The following is a 17,858-nucleotide window of genomic DNA, read 5'->3' on the forward strand; positions in this document are numbered from 1 at the left end:
AATCCGGTTGTAAGTGTCTAACTGCTCACTCAGGTTGAGGGAGCAGTTAGTCGTGCACGTTGTATGAAACACTCAATCTTATTTGCACAAAACCATCGGTCTTACTTTATTTGGCTTTGCAGATTTCCAATTAATTGTTTCTACAAATTGATTATTTTAACCAGCCTAATCGGTTCACCATCAACGTCAAACTCACCCGTGATCTCAAGTAATCCATTTTTCAATCCTTGTAACTTATCTACTTCAATTACTTGTGTTTGATAAGGTAAGAAAGTAACAGGCTGCTGCCAAAGTGAACCTTCATTTTGAAATGATTGAAATGATTGAAATGGAGTAAAATCGACGCGTAATATACCACTCGATGCACCTGAATAGGGACCGGTTAGCGTGATGGTAATATTGTCACGAACAGTGACTTCCATTTTTACCCCATCAAAAGGTTTCTCTGGCGTTCGAAGAGGCTTTTGTTGTGTTAATCCGTTCCAACTAATCACTAAGTTCTGAAAGGTATGTTTTGGCAATAGAACACGGTGTTCACCTGAAGCTAGAATTTTTTTGTAGTTACCGTAAGTTAGCGCAATATCATGGGTACTGGGATTGTTGACGTAAAGACAGTGCATTCCATCAGAAAAATAGCTTTGGGTGTTGATACCACTTAGCGTAAAGAGCGCATCGTCGCCAAGTGTTGATTGCCAACTTTGCATCAAGTGATTGAGGGTTTTATTCTCAGTTTCAGTGACTGTCCTTGATTTCTGTTTGCTAAATATTTCGCGAAGTGGGGTCATACAGTCACTTAACTGAGCGCTATATTCCACACAGGTGTTAAAGGCTCTGCGCAGTAGCGATGCATCTTTAAAGTGCCAAGGATTAGTGGTTTGTTCATTCGTGATCAAATAGTCATGCGCGGCAAAGTAGGGCGCTATTCTATGATTATTATTTCGGCCAATAAGACTGATTTTTTGCAGGCTAAGCGCTGAAATGTCGATTTGGCTCAATTGTAACCTAGCCAGTTGCTCATGGTGTTGCGTTTTCATTTTAATAACTAGCGCATCGTCCTGCTTTGAAAGCGTGAGCGCAAGTTGATGATATTGCTTGATATCCATGCGTAATTGCGGCAGCAGTGCGATAGACTTCGAGGAAAACAATGCTTGATTGCTTGAGACCGTTAACTTTACTCCTTCTTGAAGGGTAAATTGCAGTAAGTTGTCTTTACTAAAATCAACTTCTTCAACTTTGGAGCGTCCAAGACGCGCATCTAAGCTTTGGTTTGTTAAATCAGCGATTAACGCAAAGCCAATTTCCCCACGTCTAATCTGCTCCGGCTCGAAGTCGATTAGTGCTGCAACACTATTCTCATCAAGTGAGTTGATTAGAGGTGTTTTATCTGGTGTAGGAAAATCCATCACGGCATGTGTAGAAGAGAAGTTTGGATGAATATCGAGACGATTAAGTGCTTTGCTTTCGGTATTTCTGAGCCAATATGCGGCACCGTTTTGCTCCCAAGGCCCATCGACAATATAAAAACTTGGCGTGGCAGAGCGCACAAACGCTGCAAACTGCTGTTCAAGCAGAGGCCAATTGGGAAAGGTCTGTTTTAAGAGCGCATTGGCAGTTGGCAAGGTGTTTTCAGAGTGAGGATTTGCGTCCATTAATTGGCCGATAAAGCGTTTAAAATATTGATATCGCTCAGGGTCGCTCAATAAAAAATGTACGATAAAAAAGTTGAGCCCGCGCTTGAGCGATGGGTCGTCATTGATGGCTTCAAAAGAGGGCTGGCCGTTTTGATAATACTGCTGTAAACCCAAGTGCAGGTAATTCATTGGAGCACGGTCAAAAACCATCACAGTTAACTGCTTTTTATTTGGATCATATACGTGGCTTGCAATGGCATCTGCCATCCCCTCGGTGATCCAATTGGGTGCCCAAGTTGAGTGACCGTTCAGAGCCATATGAAACGCATGCATGGTTTCGTGGATCACGATGTAGCGCTGGTGATGCTGGCGATGACTCGGAAAGTTATACCCTGCGCGGTTATAAAACATGGTTTCGCCACCAGCCGTTTTATGTACGCCTCGCAAAAAACCGTCGTCCAGCATGGCTTCTTTTGTACGTTGGCGTGAACTGCCATAAACGACAGCAATTCTCTTTTTATCAATCGCTGCAGGCGCCATACCAAACAATTCAACATAGTGAGGGTAAGACATTTCTAGTAATTCTAAATAGAGTTTTACTTTGTCCTCAGGAAAGTCACTTTTTAGCGCAAAATGTTTACTCACCCACCAGTCATAGCCCCGCGAGTTAGCTATTTTTCCATCGCTATAAGTCAGCGGAATTTGTTTACCAACATGTTGGATATCAATGTGTTTCAACGTGCTGACTCGGCCATTAACGCTTATTTCAGAGCGCATATCCGCGGGGCTTGGAATAGCGACAATATCGCTTCGCGTAGTTTTACATCCGCTGAGTAAAGCAAGTATTGCAATTAGAGGAGCAAATACTAGCCGGGGCTTTTGGATAGAGGGTATTTGCCAATAAAAGGTATGGAATAGATAAAATAAAGACATGATACTTTTCTCTCGTTATTATTTGTGTATATTGTATGCAATATAAAATAACAAAGATAACAGGTATTGTCATTATGCAAAATCAGCAGCAGTGGTGTGAACCAGATCTCAATGAGGCAAATCGCTCAACGTCGCCGTCTGGGTTTGGTCGAACTTTTTACATTGCGAATATCATGGAAATATTTGAACGGCTCGCTTGGTATGGCTTCTTCGCCGTGTCATCAATTTATATGACAACACCGAAGTTGCAAGGTGGTATTGGCTTTACTGATATAGAGCGTGGCGCGGTACAGGGGATTATTCCCTTCTTTTTATATCTTTTGCCTGTTGTAACTGGTGCTCTGGGAGATCGCGTCGGGTATAAAAAGATGTTCTTTTTTGCATTTTTGGTCATGACGCCAAGCTATTATTTATTGGGACAGGCACAGAGTTTTTGGCCGTTTTTTGCTGCGCTGAGCTTTGTTGCTCTAGGTGCCGCCTGCTTTAAACCTGTGGTCGTTGGCACCGTAAGCCACAGCACAAACGATGGTAATCGTGGTCTTGGGTTTGGGATCTTTTATACCATGGTGAATATTGGTGGATTTTTAGGTCCATTGGTTGCGGGATATATGCGAGCCATTAGCTGGGATGCGGTATTTATGATGTCGGCGATTTGGATTGCCATAAACTTTATTCCCTTGATGTTATTTTACAAAGACCCCCAAACATTACCTAAAACCAAGCAATCTTTTACTCAAGTATTAAAAACCGCGCAGTCGGTGCTGGGTAATACACGTTTAGCACTTACGCTGTTTGTCGCACTGGCGCTATTGATGTCAGCAGGAGTTGGATTTTCTAACTACAGTCAAGCGTTTACTTGGATTGCAATATGGTTAGTAGCTAACTGGGTGTGGGACAGGGTGCTCATAAATCGAGCACCGACTAAAGCATGGTGGCAACAACCGATGAAGGTGAGTAACCTGCCGTTTGCGTTATATTTGCTGATCCTTGCAGGCTTTTGGACTGTTTATAATCAGCTTTTTTATACTTTACCTGTGTATATCCGTGATTATGCAGATACCCGAGATATATTGGCGTGGTTTGGCGATTCTGGCGTCGCGTTTTTAGCACATGTTGATATTGATAAGTTAACTGCTGCCATTTTTGCGCTGTTCAACGAGCTTAAGGAAAGCGGCGTGGTATCCATTGAAACCATTAGGCTTGAATGGGTTCACCTCAAAGTGAATGTCCCGCATGAGCAAATACAGTTGATACTGCAAACGCTAAATGCGCTTCACGATAATGGACAGGCACTTTCACAGCACCAAGCGCAAGCCCTTGCTGAACAACTCGTACAATATCGTCAAATCAACCCTGAGTATCTCATTAATTTAGACTTTGCAGCGATCGTAGTCGCACAAATTTTGGTGAGCTTTCTCTGTCAGCGATTTAGACCATTTTATGTGTTAGTCACTGGCTTACTGGTGATGGCGGTTGCGTTTATCGCATTACTTAGCGATAGCGACTGGTTAAGCGGTCAGCTCATTGTCACTGTCATATTGCTTATCGCGCTTGGTGAAATGCTTGCCTCTCCTAAAAGCCAAGAGTATGTCGCGAGTATCGCGCCTCAATCTCAAGCTGCGTTGTATATGGGGTACTACTTTGTTTCTATGGCGCTGGGCTTCTTATTTGCTGGATTTTTATCTGGTTGGAGCTATAAAGTGTTGGTGCAAGAAATGGCGGCACCAGAGTTAATGTGGGGGCTGTTTGCCGCTATCGCACTTATAACCGCCATTGCATTATTCTGGTTTAACAAAGTGATAATAGACAGAAAAACATAGTTTTTTGAAATAGGAACAGTTATTGGTCGCGATCGGTTTGTTTGCAAGCCATATTCTTTCTACACTCAAGCAAAAAATGAGGAAGTAACATGAATAAAAAAATATGGATGAGTACGGCACTCTTTGTTTCAAGTAGTGTGTACGCGCAAACGTATGTTTTAAATGCTGACTCTGCGATTGATGTGGTGTCAGGCAAGCTTATCTCCCCTGCAACTGTGGTCGTTGAAGACAATAAGATTATCTCAGTCGGAAAATCAAATCGTAAAGCCTATCCAAAAGACGCTGAAGTGATAGACCTAAGTGGTCACACATTATTACCTGGTCTATTTGATATGCATGTCCACCTAACTTCAGACGCACATGTTCATGGCTACAAAAGGTTGCAACGCACTGCACCTCGTGCGGCAATTACTGGTGTTAGAAACGCCAAGCGCACACTAGATGCGGGCTTTACGTCTGTTCGTAACCTCGGTGCTGCTGGCTATGCTGACATCGCGCTGCGCGATGCCATTATTGATGGTGACGTATCAGGCCCACGTGTAAACGCAGCAGGTCCTTCACTTGGGATCACTGGCGGCCATTGTGACAACAACCTCCTAACCCATGAGCATAAAGTATTTTCAGAAGGGGTGGCTGATGGACCTTGGGCAGTAAGGCAAAAGGTACGTGAAAATATTAAATATGGCGCTAACTTAATCAAGTTCTGTGCAACGGGTGGCGTACTATCTAAAGGCACTAAAGTGGGTGCTCAGCAATATTCCCAAGAGGAAATGACGGCGATTGTGACCGAAGCACACTTACGCGGTTTAACGGTTGCTGCCCACGCGCACGGCACGGATGGTATCAAGTCTGCAATTAAAGCAGGTGTGAATTCAGTAGAGCATGTAAGTTTTGTTGATGATGAAGCCATTCAGCTAGCCAAAGACAAAGGTACGTACTTTTCTATGGACATCTACAATACGGAATATATCCTTGGCGAGGGCGAAAAGGCAGGTATTTTGCCTGAAAGCTTGGATAAAGAACGTAAGGTGGGTGCAACTCAGCGTGCTAGTTTTACAAAAGCGGTAAAAGCAGGCGTGAATATGGTGTTTGGCTCTGACGCTGGTGTTTATCCTCACGGTGACAATGGTAAGCAGTTTAGCCGCATGGTGAAATTTGGCATGACTGAGCTACAAGCCTTACAGGCTGCCACTATTAACTCGGCGACGTTACTCAAGCAAAATACACAATTAGGCTCACTTGAGGTGGGGAAACTTGCTGATATTATCGCGGTTAAAGGTAACCCACTAAAAGACATTAGTGTGATGGAAAACGTCATCTTTGTGATGAAAGATGGCAAAGTAGAAAAGCAATAGCCAAACGTTCCGCGCAGTTCTTATGCAAAGAACTGCGCAGCTTTGCAATATATCGTTGTAATCATAATAAAAATCAGTGGACAGGCAACGTTTTGAGACGGAATACATATTTTATCGTGTTAACTGTGGTTGCTTGGTAAATATTGTTCCCAATTCGACACGACAAATGGATATTCACCCGTGACATCTACTCGACTGCGCCAAAACTGCATCGCGCCAGTATTAATCCCTTGATAGACAAAAATAACATCTGCAGCAACTCTATCTCCACTGTTGCTAACATTGACGTCAACATTGATCAGCTGATAACCATTGGGATTAGGACCATCTTGGCGGCTTTGGTAGTAAAGGTGAAATGACTGCTGGTATATTGTAGGGTTGTTATATAGTACATAGTTTAACGCGCGTGTTGCGTCACTATTACCTCTAGATATATTGAGCGAAGTTATTTCAGTAACAAGGTTTTGAAACTGATCGTTATTTGCCTTGACGCCGTGTAACACCTCACCAAATGGCAGTACCATCACTGGAATGATTGCACTAACTAGTACTGTGTTTGGTGAGTGCATTTCGCCGATAATTACCACTTGTCCGGTTTCACTATTTGTTGTTCGATCTAGTGCGGTAATACATTGAGTTAACAGTTCATCCGTTGGAATGAGTAAAGTATAAAGTTGCTCAATGTAACGATTGTCCAAGACCCATTTCATGCTGCGCGCTATGTAACGATTTTTACCTAAACTCAAGCCTTTAAACAGCTCCTGATTAAGTTGTTTATTCCTGTTGAGCCTTTGTAGCGCAATGTCATCATTGACGTTCTCCAACATGGGGAGCTGTGTTTCTTGGTTGCCCATTAAGCTATTTTGATATAGCTCTTTTTCTAGATTAAGGGTCGGAAATTGGGCATTTATCACACCAACGGCATAGACAAAGTTTGTGGATATGGTTGAAGGTTCTGAGTTTGTTTCACCGTCGGCCAACCTCTGACTAAGTGGCAAATTTTGTTGAGTGGATAATGATTGGTTCATGAAGCCTCCCTAAATACTTTTCGCAAATGGCGCTAGTCTGGATGAAACAAAAGGATAGTGGTTGGTTACGTCGATATTACAGGCATAGCGGCTACGATCTGAACTACACAGAATAAACTCAACAACGTGGCGCATTGGTTCAGAGTGTATCTGTTGCAATTGAATAGCTTGAATATCATCAATCAATAAGTGTTGGCTGCTATCAACGACGATTTGATAGAAGTGACTCAAAAAATAGTTACTGGCTTTGTCTTTTTTAGTTAACCCAATAGTAGGCTTAAGTGCGGGCAGCTCAAGCTGTTGATTGGCTGGTTTACCATCTTTGAGTATTGGAACTTGGATATCGGTAACTGCGATTAGATGCTTTACCGTGGCGGTTGGTAAAGCGATGTCATCGTAGTGCTGTGCGGCATGTTCGCCTGTTAGCTCGCCAATAACCACATAAGTATTTTTTTGTTCTGTTGTATTGATCAGTGCATTCAGTTGTATCGGTGTATCTGGCTCAAGGATGTAAGTGTCTACCAGGTTTATGGTAAGAACCCATGTTGCCTGCTGCGCTAAATATAAAAATGGCCTGTAACTCAACTGAGGTTGACTGTCCATGGTTACGCGATAGTTGAACACTTTATAAAACTCTTCGGGATTGGCCTTTATAGACAACGCAGCAGCTTCATATTGCTTTTCGAGGTTTAAGGTCGGAAAGCTTGGTTGAATAACACCAATTGCATAAATAGATGTATCATGGTTGTCATGAGGCGCAAACTGTATTGGCACTGTTTTATCATTGTGAATTAAGGTCTTCATTTCTATCCTTCCTTTGCGTTAACCTTGTGGCATCGTATTCAGCAGCGGGAGGAATTGTTGTATTTCTGTATTGATAAAAGGATACAAGCCACTCACGTCGATACGACAAAAGTAATAGTGATGTTTAGCAGAAGCGTTTTCTTTATAGGTTAGCGTAATATCAACAATCTTATGTTCAGACACCGCGTCAAATTGGGAAAACGTGATGTCGGTTAGAGAAGCACTTGGCAGGGTTGCGGACCCAAGACGCATTTTATGGGTTTGTAAGTAGATATCTGGATAGCGAAATGCAACAAAATTCTTAGCTCTATCAAAGTCATCACGGCCTGCATTTGGTTCGACTTCTAGTGCTTTTATCACATCTTGAATGGCATTGGTTTCCGCACTGGAAATTTTTTGAATTGTATTATGCAGTTCTGACAATGTTTGATGATATACCTGATGACAAACTATCTCAGCTAAATTGGTGTCGTGGTTATTAGAGGAATGGCCAATGACACAAGTATACACAAGCTCCAGTGTATCTTTAGGTGGCTGTAGCGCTTCAATTAGCGCTTCTAACTCGACTTTTGTCGCGGGAGTTAAGTGGTAACTTAGCTGTTTTTGAATGACTAAAATCCAAGAAACTTGCTCGGCAAGATAAAGATACTTGTCTCTGTTAGGATCCCCAACCGGCAATGATTTATTAGTGAAAACTTCGTAATAGGCTCTTTCATCGACGGCGAGCTCCATTGCGGCTTGTAAAAATTGCTTTTCTATTCCCTCATTAGGAAAGACTATGTCTACTTGCCCCACTGCATAAATGTAGTCAAAAGCGGCGCATTGCACGGAAGTAGGATGCTGAATTTCCTGCGCTTGCATTTGCTCGGATGAGTCAAGGTCTTGCGGGGCGCTCGGTAGCCTAGCATCGTTTGCCTCTACCGGCGCTATGCCAAGAGTGTCTGAGTCACAAGTTTTGCTATCTTGTGTTTCAGCGTTTTCAGAACTGCAAATTGCGGGATCTGCTGAGGTGACCTCAGGGTGTAATTCGCTCATATTATTCTCTTTTTTGATGAAGAAGTGCTGATGGAGCACAGCACTTCACTTTGGTGTTAACTACTTGCAAGGATCTTCTTCGTTGCAATACCTGTAGTTGCTGTGTCTATCGAATAGAGGGTTGTAACACCCATAGTGGTGGCAGCTTGAGCTGTAACAGCCATCTGCTGCTGAGCTGTGGTTGCATTATGAGCTGCGTTTGCAAGCGCTTGTGAAGTTGCTTGGAACAAGTTACCCATTGACATTGCTGGAGCATCACCTAGTACTTTTACGTTTGCTTGGGTGACTGAGTCAGTGATTTGGTCGTTTACAGAAGTTGGAAATGCCATGATTTTTTCCTTAATGGTTAGTTGCTTTTTAGCGTTAATAACTAAAGGATAATGTAGCCCGCTCCGTCACAGATGTTTTGGTTTAACTAATTGTTTTTATGGTAGATTGGACGACTTTAAAATGCGTAATATTTAACAGTGTTTGGTGGTTTTTACGCATTGCGGCTGTACAACTGAGCTAAGGGAGTACTGACGGTGTAAAAATAACCCCATCATGAGAGCTCCATACTTTTCTCGCAATGGGGTTAGTCATTAGCTATGCCTGTCCATCAAACAGGTTTAAATTACAACTCGTTTATCAGCTAAGGAATGCTTTACTCGTTGTCAGCTTTTGATTCACTGCGAACTTGCCTCTTAGCTAAGTCACCTGCTGACTAAACCGTATTGATAAAGTGGGCATAAATTGACATTTCCAACTGAGTTGGCATTTTTAACTATATCGCGGGCCGCTTTTACCAACTTGGTAGAAGTTATGATGTTTGCAAATTGTGAGTTTAACCAGTCTATGAAAAAGTAAAAGGTGTGAGTGTGATGAGATCACCACCTAAGTTGAGTTTGATAGTTAGAAAGTCGACTTATGCCCTCACGTATATCCATCATGGTTATTTCTGTGCGTGCTTCGCTGAGTAATTTTAATGATACAAAGCGTAATACATTGATAATATCGGCTCCACTCAGTGGATATTGCTCTGCAAGTTTGTTTAAACATATATTGCTTGATAGGCGAGATTGGTGGCAAAGTCCGCTTTGCCAAATTTCTAGTCGCTGTGCAGCCTTTGGCGCTTGAAACTGGACAATCGATTCAAATCGGCGAAAAAACGCGTCGTCGATATTATCTTTATAGTTTGACGCTAAGATCACCACACCGCTAAAGCTTTCAATACGCTGCAGCAGATAGGCGACATTTTGATTAGCAAACTGATCGTTAGAAGAGCTGGTTTTTAAGCGCTTAGTGAAAAGCGCGTCCGCTTCATCAAAGAAAAGGATCCAGTCACGATGCTCTGCAAGGCTAAACAGCTGTTCAAGGTTTTTCTCTGTTTCTCCAATGTACTTTGAGGTGATCAGCGATAAGTCGACTTTATAGACTGATTTATCTAGTATTTTTCCAAGTACGCTCGCCGTTAGGGTTTTTCCTGTTCCAGGAGGGCCGTAAAACAGTGCACGGTAACCGGGGCGGAGTTGTTTACCAATTTTCCATTGCGTTTGTAATGTCTTGCCATATTGAACCCAAGTAATAATTTCGTTTAGCTGATGACGAGTGGTATCTGGTAGCTTTACATCATCCCATTCAAGTGCTGTGTTTACTTGGGTTGCAGGAAACTGATGACTTGTTTCTGGCCGATATGGCTCTGCCGTCGTGAACATTTGTATAAACTCGGGTTTAAGAACCAAGGGGATGTTTAATCGTGATATACCCTCAGATTCTCGATGACTGTCCACCATAAGGTTAAGTAATTGGCTTGAACGGATCGTTTGAAGGACATCAAACTCCGTGTTGAGATTATTTCCGTCAAGAATGAATGCCGCTGTGATCCCCGTTGTGAATATCAGCCCTTGAGATTCTTGTATACCAAACTCACTAAAAGGGCGGTTTGTTTGTTCGTTGATTGACAGGAAAATGTCGAGTACAGGGGCTTTGATAACCGGGACAAATGCTAGAATAATTAATAATCTTTCAATCAGGTTTGGCTTGCTGCGGGTAATAAAGTCCGCAAAGTCAGAGTCTGAGTTATCTAGCGTAGGTGGCAGTGGAAATTCTTGCTCAGTATTATCGAGTGACTGTCCAAAGTAATGTGACACACGATATTGAATAGCACGCTGCAGCCAGTCGCACTCTTGTTCTAAGTCTTTGGCATTTAAAGCCGCTTTGGAAGGAGTTTGAGCTAAAGGTTCAAAGTTAGATTGCCACATTTTACTTCCTTATTCTTTAAATAAGCGTTCCACAGTGTAGTTTGTGCGGCTGCGAATCTGATTGGCAACTTTAGGGATTATGTTGGTATAACAGACTAATTGCTGCAAGTTCTTTTATTTAAGAGGTGGTTGGTTACGTAAAAGAGCAGGCGAGTTGCCTATCCTGCTCAGTCTTTTCATAAAGATCATTGAAGTGCCCAGTAAATTGGGTAAGTACCTGAGTTTTCGCCAATCATAATTGTGCGTATTGTGGTGCCACTATTTGATTCTTCAAATGGAGTATAGGTTGATTCAAGTACACGGCCGTTAGTTTGCTGCTGTAGCTGCACCTCATCGCCTAAAATACCTATTGAATAACCTGATTGAAATATATAGTGTTCAATTTCTTGTATTTGGTCAGATTTAGCACCATTGTCATTGTCTTTTAGCTGTAGCCAGACTGTCGTACCGATAGGAATAGAGGCGCTATTTAACAGGTCAAGAACGTTGTTAGCTATATCAAGAGGATTGTTATTGGTGTTATTGATAGAAGACACGTTGAGGATAAACATCGGCATCAATGCCAGCGCGTATCCGTGCTTGTCACTGGTGCCAGTTATTCTGTCGGTTTCTTGAGCCGTTAGCGCAACATCCCACTCATTGTCTTGTGTGTTAAGGTTGCGCATACAAAAGCTATAACCTTCGCCTTTATATTTGTCTGCGACACTTGGCTTCATGGTACCGTTATAAATAAAGCCTTTTGCACCTGGGTGGGCAACACTGGAGTAGGCCAGATTAGGATCTGGCATATTCGTTACTCTGACATAACTTGGATCGTCTTTTGAACCTAAAGGTTTTTTGGCGTTCATAATCTCGTCTCACTTAATGCGTTTAATTAATTCAGGGTGAAAGCAACCAAATAGATAAATTGGTTGAATTAACTATAAGAGAGGCTGGTTTTACCAACTTGGTAAAAGTTATTTTTCGGTTGGTATATTTTACTTTATCGCTTTTATTGGGGGGAATGTAGGAAGATAGGCCGACAAAGGCGGCCAAAGAATAGAAGCAAAATTCAGTTTTTAAGTGCATTTTTGATGGTTTTAATCCAATCGCCATTTGCGTCACTTGAAAACTGCCAATTCATAATACCACCCAGTTCAGTGGTGTTTTGAATGGGGTTAATAACCGCTTGAATAATAGTCCCTGCCGGCATGTATCCAGAGCCTGCATCGTGTGCTGTCACTGGGAATCCTGCAATAATTTTCTTCGCAGACATATTCGGTAGCTTGATATAGTCCATATAGGAACTAACGATTTGATCTGGGCATGCGCTCCAAGGTGGATTGTTGTAAAACTGAACGTTTAACCAGTCAATATCCTCTCCAACTTGTTCGACTATTTTAAGATAACCAGCCATGTAACCACCATGCTCTAGGTAAGGAGGTTGCGGGGCGTGGGAAATATAGTAGCGGGGTGAGGGCAACTGTTTTCTGAGAGCCTGTGTTAATGATACGAGAAACTGTACGCCGTCATAACTTGCATTCGCGATAAATGCAGCGCTATCTTCATAGTCGATATCAATGCCATCCAGATGATTATCTTTAACAAAGTCCGCCAAGGAATCTGCTAGCCTGTCTGGATCTTGAGATAACGAGTAATATACGTTGTGATCCATATCGCCACCACCAAATGAGATCAATACTCTTTGCCCATTTTGCTGCATGGTATGTATCGCTTCTACCGTTTGGGCCGTGAAGCTGGTCTCTGTAGCAGCAATTGCACCGCTTAAAATTAGCTTAAACGGATTGTTTGAAGCCGAAGATAAAAACGCTAAGTTTACTATATCGTAAGGAAGCTCACCGGCATTGGCCAAAGGAATAGCACCTGAATTATAGTAGGTAATGGTTTTAGACATCATTGTTCCTTATATATGAGAGTACACTAAAATAAGAGAGAAATATTACTGGCAGACTATTATCTTAGCCCAGCTACTGTAATGGATCATATTTGGATGATAAGCCGTTAGACATAGCGTTTTAGAAAACGGTAGGCGAATCGATCTGAGCGTAGAAAAGGTTAACTAGTGTTCGCCAACCTTTTCGACTGTCTGTGATGTTGAAAATGACCTTTCTACTCAATCATTTATTGGACTAAGATCTGATAGACTCCAAGCCGTTCCGTGGAAGTTTGCAACTTGTACCGGACCGGAGTTATGTGCATGAGTGGCTATTGGCACTGGGAACATTTGACCTATCCATGCAGATACTCGATTTCCTGGTAATTGATAATAGTTAATTGTTACCTTAGCAACATTTGTTACTTGAGAACGCCTTTCAGCGCCAATGTTTGGCCTATTGGAGGTCACGCCAACTTCGTAGTTACCAGTGATTGGATTCGAGTAGGTAATGAAGAACATTGATCTGCTAAGACCAGGTATCACAGCACGAAACGGAGGAGGGGTGTCATTCCAAACTACATTAAGACCAACTGCATTTGCTGCAGTATTGAATTGTTCTCTAGCTTCATTTCTTACATGAGCTTCCCAGCTAGAGGATGCAAAGCGACTGCTATGTTGCTGTCTTCTAATATTTCCTACGGCACCTGTGAGAGTGTTCATCATTGCACTCATACCTCTGGGACCTCCGGGATTTGCGTAATGTCTATTTCTGATATTTTGTAGCGAGTTTTGAGCACCATGCACAGAAGTAGAGTGATAAGCTTGATTATTTCGTTCAAAGTTTTCATTCTTGTTTTGAGCTATCCAATTCAGCGGATTATAACTTGAGCGACGGAGATATAGCCCATCTTTCTCATCTTCAGTTAGATTACCAGTGAGATAATCATAGAGCCCCACTTTTTGGATCACTGCAGCTGCTTTAGCATTTAAATTCTCCTTACTCTTTTTTAACGATCTATTTTCTGTGGCGGTATAATTGCAATCTAATATACCGTTATGCTCTTTTGATTTTTTCAATTGTGCATACATGAGCCTAATTTCTCCGATTCTCATTTGTGATTGTGAGAGGTAATTTTCAATCCAGATAACAGCTGATTTTCTGAAAATAAGTTTTGCCGAATTACCTATTTTCCGCATGGAATTTAAATAAACCCACTAATTTAATAAATAGGTTTAGGTCAATTTTAATCCCTTACTTTAAATTGGGAGTGAAAGGGAACTGACTTTTATGTTTACCGGAAAATCGTCCCATCTGCTCACCTAAATATAATGCCAATTTTCCCCAGTCCGTTGCTTGCTGCTCCAGAGTTGGGTCGTCATTTACAGCTATGCCATTTACCTCTGTAGTGGGCTTTACTATCCCCAGCGCTTGTTGAACAACATGACCAAGCTCGTGGGGAAGGTGTTTCTCTTGACCTGGGGCCAAGTAAATATCCTTGCCCTGAGCATATGCATGGGCTTGTACTTGCGAAGGCTTTGACGAGTTGTAGTGCACTCGCACATTGGCCAAATTAACACCAGATAGTTTTTCCATGCCACGTCTGAGGCGTATTGGTAAAGCGCAGCTCTTAAGAGGAACGTTTTTTGCTCTTCGCTGACGTGCGGGGTTCTGCCTTACCGTTCCGGTAATGTGGCGCTGCCTGGTCGTTAGTTGATAAAATGTCATCGTGTTGTTTCGTGTTTGTTGGATACTTTTACTATAGGCATGGTATAGCGGTAACGATTGGTAAAAAGTCTGGAGTCGTTGGTATTTATTCGTAAGGTTACTGCAAATTGAAAGAAGGTATGCATGAAAAATACCCGACTGAGCCGGGTATTTGTGACTTTTATTCAGTAGCTTCAACAGCTCGGGTTGCTTGTTGCTCTGCTTCATCTGGGGTTGAGGTGGCAGGGGCATCAAACGCTTGCTGATAGACACTCTGATCTGCTGCGACGACGGCGTTGTTCGCGATATTTTCAGCCTCAGAAGGCGTAGCCGTAGCGTAGCCTGTGGACTGAGCTGCTGTGGCGACCTCAGCTTGTGATACTGCTTGCATTGCTTGTTGTTCTGCATTGAGAACGGATTGTTCATTTTGAGTGGTCATGATGGAATATCCTTACTAATGGTTAAATTATGCACTGTGTAGTGCTTCGAATGGGCCTTCAACCCAAACATCGTTATGAGTAAACAAATTGATGAGCTCTAGCGGCCGCGAGTCAGCTAGTTCAGATAAAGAAGTTTCCCAAATATTGCGTTGGGAGCGCACTTTGATGAGCTTATGCTTGTCCTGTTTCCAGTTTACTGGCAGAAATACACATCTTTCTTTGGCCTTTTGACCGTAGAGTCTATCGTTGGCAGAGAGAAAAACTAAGTTTCGTTTGTGGTTATCCGCAAGGTTAGACTCTTCCACGCAATAGCGTAATGACGCTCGAAACCAGTTTGGAAATGGCAAACTGGATGGCTGGTTTTGGTGAGTCGTGGTATTGTCTGTGGTTGCTTGAGGACTCTGTTGACTATGCCAAGTGTGTAGTGCATCTATAGCCAAACTTCGGTATTGCAAAAGCGGGAGTGAGTCAATAAAGGCTGGCAAATCGTCATTTTTACTTAACTTAAAGCGTTCATAAGCAAAATGTAATTGGCCAATTGCGTTCAGACGTGAAATAACCAGCTCTGGGCGGTTTAAACCCAGTATTTCAATCGTAGTTTGACCTTTGGTTAATTGTATTGCGCTATCCTTGTCTAATGACTGAAGCCATCTCGTAAACGCAGGCGATTCCATCAAGTCGTGTGACTCTTGAAGTAATTCGGGCTGTGACCAAACAAGCTGCTCGGCTTCATTGTGACTGATAGATTTGCTGTCCATCAAAAAAGTAGACAAAACATCAAAGGCATAGGCTCGACCTGATTGAGGGTCAAAGCGGACAAATTGTCTTGGGTCTTCTAGGTAAGGGCAGACTAGTAAGGGCTGCTCTTGGTCGATATTAATCAGTGGCGCACGTTCGCCAACAAGTGGAAATTGACCACCTTTATATTGCTCGTGACAAGCATTACAGACAAAAAGTAGGTTGTTTTGATCATATGCCAATGAAAAGTACGGCGAGCAGGTCGCCACTACGTCTAAATGTGTTGAAACCGGTCTTTCCAGTAACTCAACAGGCCTGAAGTGGCCAACTTCGCCGGAGTTTGTCGCTAATAAATAGCTTTCGCAATAGGCACAGCAGCCATTACTGAGTTGTTGCAAGTGAGCTTTCAAATGATCGGATGCAAATAGCGCTGTATCAAAAGCGGCATAGTTAAACCCCACATTAACCAAGTCTTCTGTTAAGCCTGTCAGCCTGAGCGTGATAAATACGAGGTTATCTACTAAGTCAGGAGCGTAGCCCTCGCTTACTAGCTGCTTTCTATCTTCAATTGTCAGCGTATGATATTTAGGCGCGTCTACCAGACGCGCCATGAGTGCTTGCATCTGTTTATTTGCTGCTGCAATTTTTACGTCTTCGTCTGGTAACCAGGCTATAGGTTTACAATCTATTTGGATCATTGTGGTCAGGCTCCCTGCAACTTGTTTTATTCGCCTTGCGTGTCAGCACTGCGCTGCATTACATCATGTTGAAAGACTTGATTTTGATGCATTAGCTGCTTTTCCATGTTTTTTAGCGTTTCTTCCATCGCTTGTTGTGCGGCCTCAGCACTTTGGCGAGCTGCGACTTCCTGCTCCGTATATACTTGCTCTATCTGTGCTTGCTGGTCCTCTAATTGTGTTACTTGCGCTTGCAGTAATGTATCTTGGTAGGGCGTTTCGTGAGCGTCAGATTGGTTTATTTGAGTCTCACTCTCGAGCGCATTATGAATGCTGGCGAGATGTTGACGAGACTGTTCAATTAGCTGTGAAGATTGCTGTAATGACATATCTATAGTGTGTTGTGCGCGGTTAAGCATGGTATCAATGTCGGCTAAAATACTATTCATTTGTTTCGGCATAACGGCTTGAGAGAGTTCACCAAGCGCTGTAACCTTTTGATTTTTGGTATTCATTGTTCAGTCCTCTTATTATGCAACCAGCGGCCAGTGATTTTGCACACTCAGACACCCTTGGCTATCAACATCAAGCAACGCTTCGCTGTGATATAGGTCATATAAATAGTGCCGGCACTGGCCGGCCTGACAGACATAGCTGTCTTTTGCTAATGAGTTGATTAGCGTATGTTGAAGCGTTTCAAGATAGTCATTTGCAGCTTGCACTAAATCGCCCTTACCTAGGTCTATGTTAAGCACGATATTAAGTAAGCCTGCGCTGAAACTGCTAAAGCCCAGATATTTTCCACTTTCATACCATTGCTTAATCGCATTGTGTAGATCAATAGCTTGAAGTTCGTAGGTGACCACAGGAGAATCTAGGTTGGCATTAACCACCGGAGAGAGGGTAGTAATTGCGTCATTTAGCGCACTAATAGGACTTGGTGAGCGCTTTTTCCACTCAAGGTAAATACATAAATATCGAGCAAATTCACTTAGATTTTGTGCTTGCTGAGTTGCCCATTGGCACGCTGGGATAACGGTTTGATTTGATAGTTCATAGTAACGCTCACAATAACAAATAACATGGTATAAGTTGAGTTGATCCTTAAATGAGGCGCTCCAACCCAGAGCATGGTAACTCAAGTTATAACGTCGATAAAACAGTGCAATTTTGTTCAGAATCGTACTATCTAACAGACGGTATTTGGTTAATAGATCAGCTAAAATTGCTTTGCCTTTTTCAGAGTCTCGATTGCTCAAGGTCGCGAGGTCTCTGAGATCATTAGTAGTCAACTCGAGTAGTTTTTTCACATCGATTGAAATGGGAATATGATGTAAGTAGATCAACGTTGAATTCATCAATCCCAAGTAAAGCAGCTCGATAAATTGCGCTTCTGACGAAAAGCGCATTATCTCGCTCTGTTGTATGAGGGCGTTGACACTCTCTTTTCCCTGATTTAAAAATTGGATCAAGGTTTGCGTTTTGTCGGAAAATTGCGCCAACTGTTCAATTTCTGTGTTATTCACTACGATCGTCATGTTTGCCTCCCGTGTCAGCGTCAGTGACGTGAGCCCCC

16 protein-coding genes are annotated in these 17,858 nt (G+C 42.6%); 2 read left to right on the forward strand and 14 right to left on the reverse strand.

Translation table 11 applies throughout. The annotated features are described in order from the left end of the window. Positions 1-140: 140 nt before the first annotated feature. A complete protein-coding gene (locus tag GSF04_RS12780) occupies positions 141-2,564 on the reverse strand; it encodes a hypothetical protein (protein ID WP_211859709.1) in 2,424 nt (807 codons plus the stop codon). A 74-nt stretch (positions 2,565-2,638) separates the two neighbouring features. On the opposite strand from GSF04_RS12780, the gene GSF04_RS12785 reads away from it, so the two are divergent. Further along, positions 2,639-4,384: an MFS transporter gene (locus GSF04_RS12785; protein WP_211859979.1), complete on the forward strand. Its 1,746-nt coding sequence runs from the start codon at positions 2,639-2,641 to the stop codon at positions 4,382-4,384. 89 nt (positions 4,385-4,473) lie between these two features. Further along, positions 4,474-5,739: an amidohydrolase family protein gene (locus GSF04_RS12790; RefSeq protein ID WP_010371730.1), complete on the forward strand. Its 1,266-nt coding sequence runs from the start codon at positions 4,474-4,476 to the stop codon at positions 5,737-5,739. Between the two features lie 119 nt (positions 5,740-5,858). On the opposite strand, the gene GSF04_RS12795 is transcribed toward GSF04_RS12790, so the two are convergent. The 13 genes from GSF04_RS12795 to GSF04_RS12855 form a co-directional block, all read right to left on the reverse strand. Further along, a complete protein-coding gene (locus GSF04_RS12795) occupies positions 5,859-6,767 on the reverse strand; it encodes a hypothetical protein (RefSeq protein ID WP_211859710.1) in 909 nt (302 codons plus the stop codon). A gap of 9 nt (positions 6,768-6,776) precedes the next feature. Beyond that, positions 6,777-7,571, reverse strand: coding sequence for a hypothetical protein (locus GSF04_RS12800; RefSeq protein ID WP_211859711.1), 795 nt, complete (start codon positions 7,569-7,571; stop codon positions 6,777-6,779). 18 nt (positions 7,572-7,589) lie between these two features. After that, a complete protein-coding gene (locus GSF04_RS12805) occupies positions 7,590-8,606 on the reverse strand; it encodes a hypothetical protein (RefSeq protein WP_211859712.1) in 1,017 nt (338 codons plus the stop codon). Positions 8,607-8,662: 56 nt separating this feature from the next. Further along, positions 8,663-8,935 carry a RebB family R body protein gene (locus GSF04_RS12810; protein WP_010371716.1) on the reverse strand — a complete coding sequence of 91 codons (273 nt, stop codon included), beginning with the start codon at positions 8,933-8,935 and terminating at the stop codon, positions 8,663-8,665. 537 nt (positions 8,936-9,472) lie between these two features. Next, positions 9,473-10,846, reverse strand: a complete 1,374-nt coding sequence (locus GSF04_RS12815; protein WP_211859713.1) for an ATP-binding protein — start codon at positions 10,844-10,846, stop codon at positions 9,473-9,475. A 185-nt stretch (positions 10,847-11,031) separates the two neighbouring features. Then, complete coding sequence (locus GSF04_RS12820) at positions 11,032-11,694, reverse strand: hypothetical protein (protein ID WP_017218634.1); 663 nt, start codon at positions 11,692-11,694, stop codon at positions 11,032-11,034. A gap of 203 nt (positions 11,695-11,897) precedes the next feature. Then, positions 11,898-12,740: a glycosyl hydrolase family 18 protein gene (locus tag GSF04_RS12825; RefSeq protein WP_211859714.1), complete on the reverse strand. Its 843-nt coding sequence runs from the start codon at positions 12,738-12,740 to the stop codon at positions 11,898-11,900. Between the two features lie 219 nt (positions 12,741-12,959). Further along, positions 12,960-13,919, reverse strand: a complete 960-nt coding sequence (locus tag GSF04_RS12830) for a hypothetical protein (RefSeq protein ID WP_249122485.1) — start codon at positions 13,917-13,919, stop codon at positions 12,960-12,962. Positions 13,920-13,974: 55 nt separating this feature from the next. Continuing rightward, positions 13,975-14,316, reverse strand: a complete 342-nt coding sequence (locus GSF04_RS23370; RefSeq protein ID WP_249122486.1) for a DUF4157 domain-containing protein — start codon at positions 14,314-14,316, stop codon at positions 13,975-13,977. A gap of 292 nt (positions 14,317-14,608) precedes the next feature. Next, complete coding sequence (locus GSF04_RS12840) at positions 14,609-14,866, reverse strand: hypothetical protein (protein ID WP_211859715.1); 258 nt, start codon at positions 14,864-14,866, stop codon at positions 14,609-14,611. A gap of 27 nt (positions 14,867-14,893) precedes the next feature. Continuing rightward, entirely contained in the window at positions 14,894-16,303 is a 1,410-nt protein-coding gene (locus tag GSF04_RS12845) for a hypothetical protein (RefSeq protein ID WP_211859716.1), read from the reverse strand. Between the two features lie 26 nt (positions 16,304-16,329). Continuing rightward, positions 16,330-16,797, reverse strand: a complete 468-nt coding sequence (locus GSF04_RS12850; protein WP_010371699.1) for a hypothetical protein — start codon at positions 16,795-16,797, stop codon at positions 16,330-16,332. Between the two features lie 15 nt (positions 16,798-16,812). After that, positions 16,813-17,820, reverse strand: coding sequence for a hypothetical protein (locus tag GSF04_RS12855; protein ID WP_211859717.1), 1,008 nt, complete (start codon positions 17,818-17,820; stop codon positions 16,813-16,815). Positions 17,821-17,858: the final 38 nt, after the last annotated feature.

Origin of the sequence: Pseudoalteromonas sp. A22 (assembly GCF_018141345.1) — a bacterium.
Taxonomy (GTDB): domain Bacteria; phylum Pseudomonadota; class Gammaproteobacteria; order Enterobacterales; family Alteromonadaceae; genus Pseudoalteromonas; species Pseudoalteromonas maricaloris.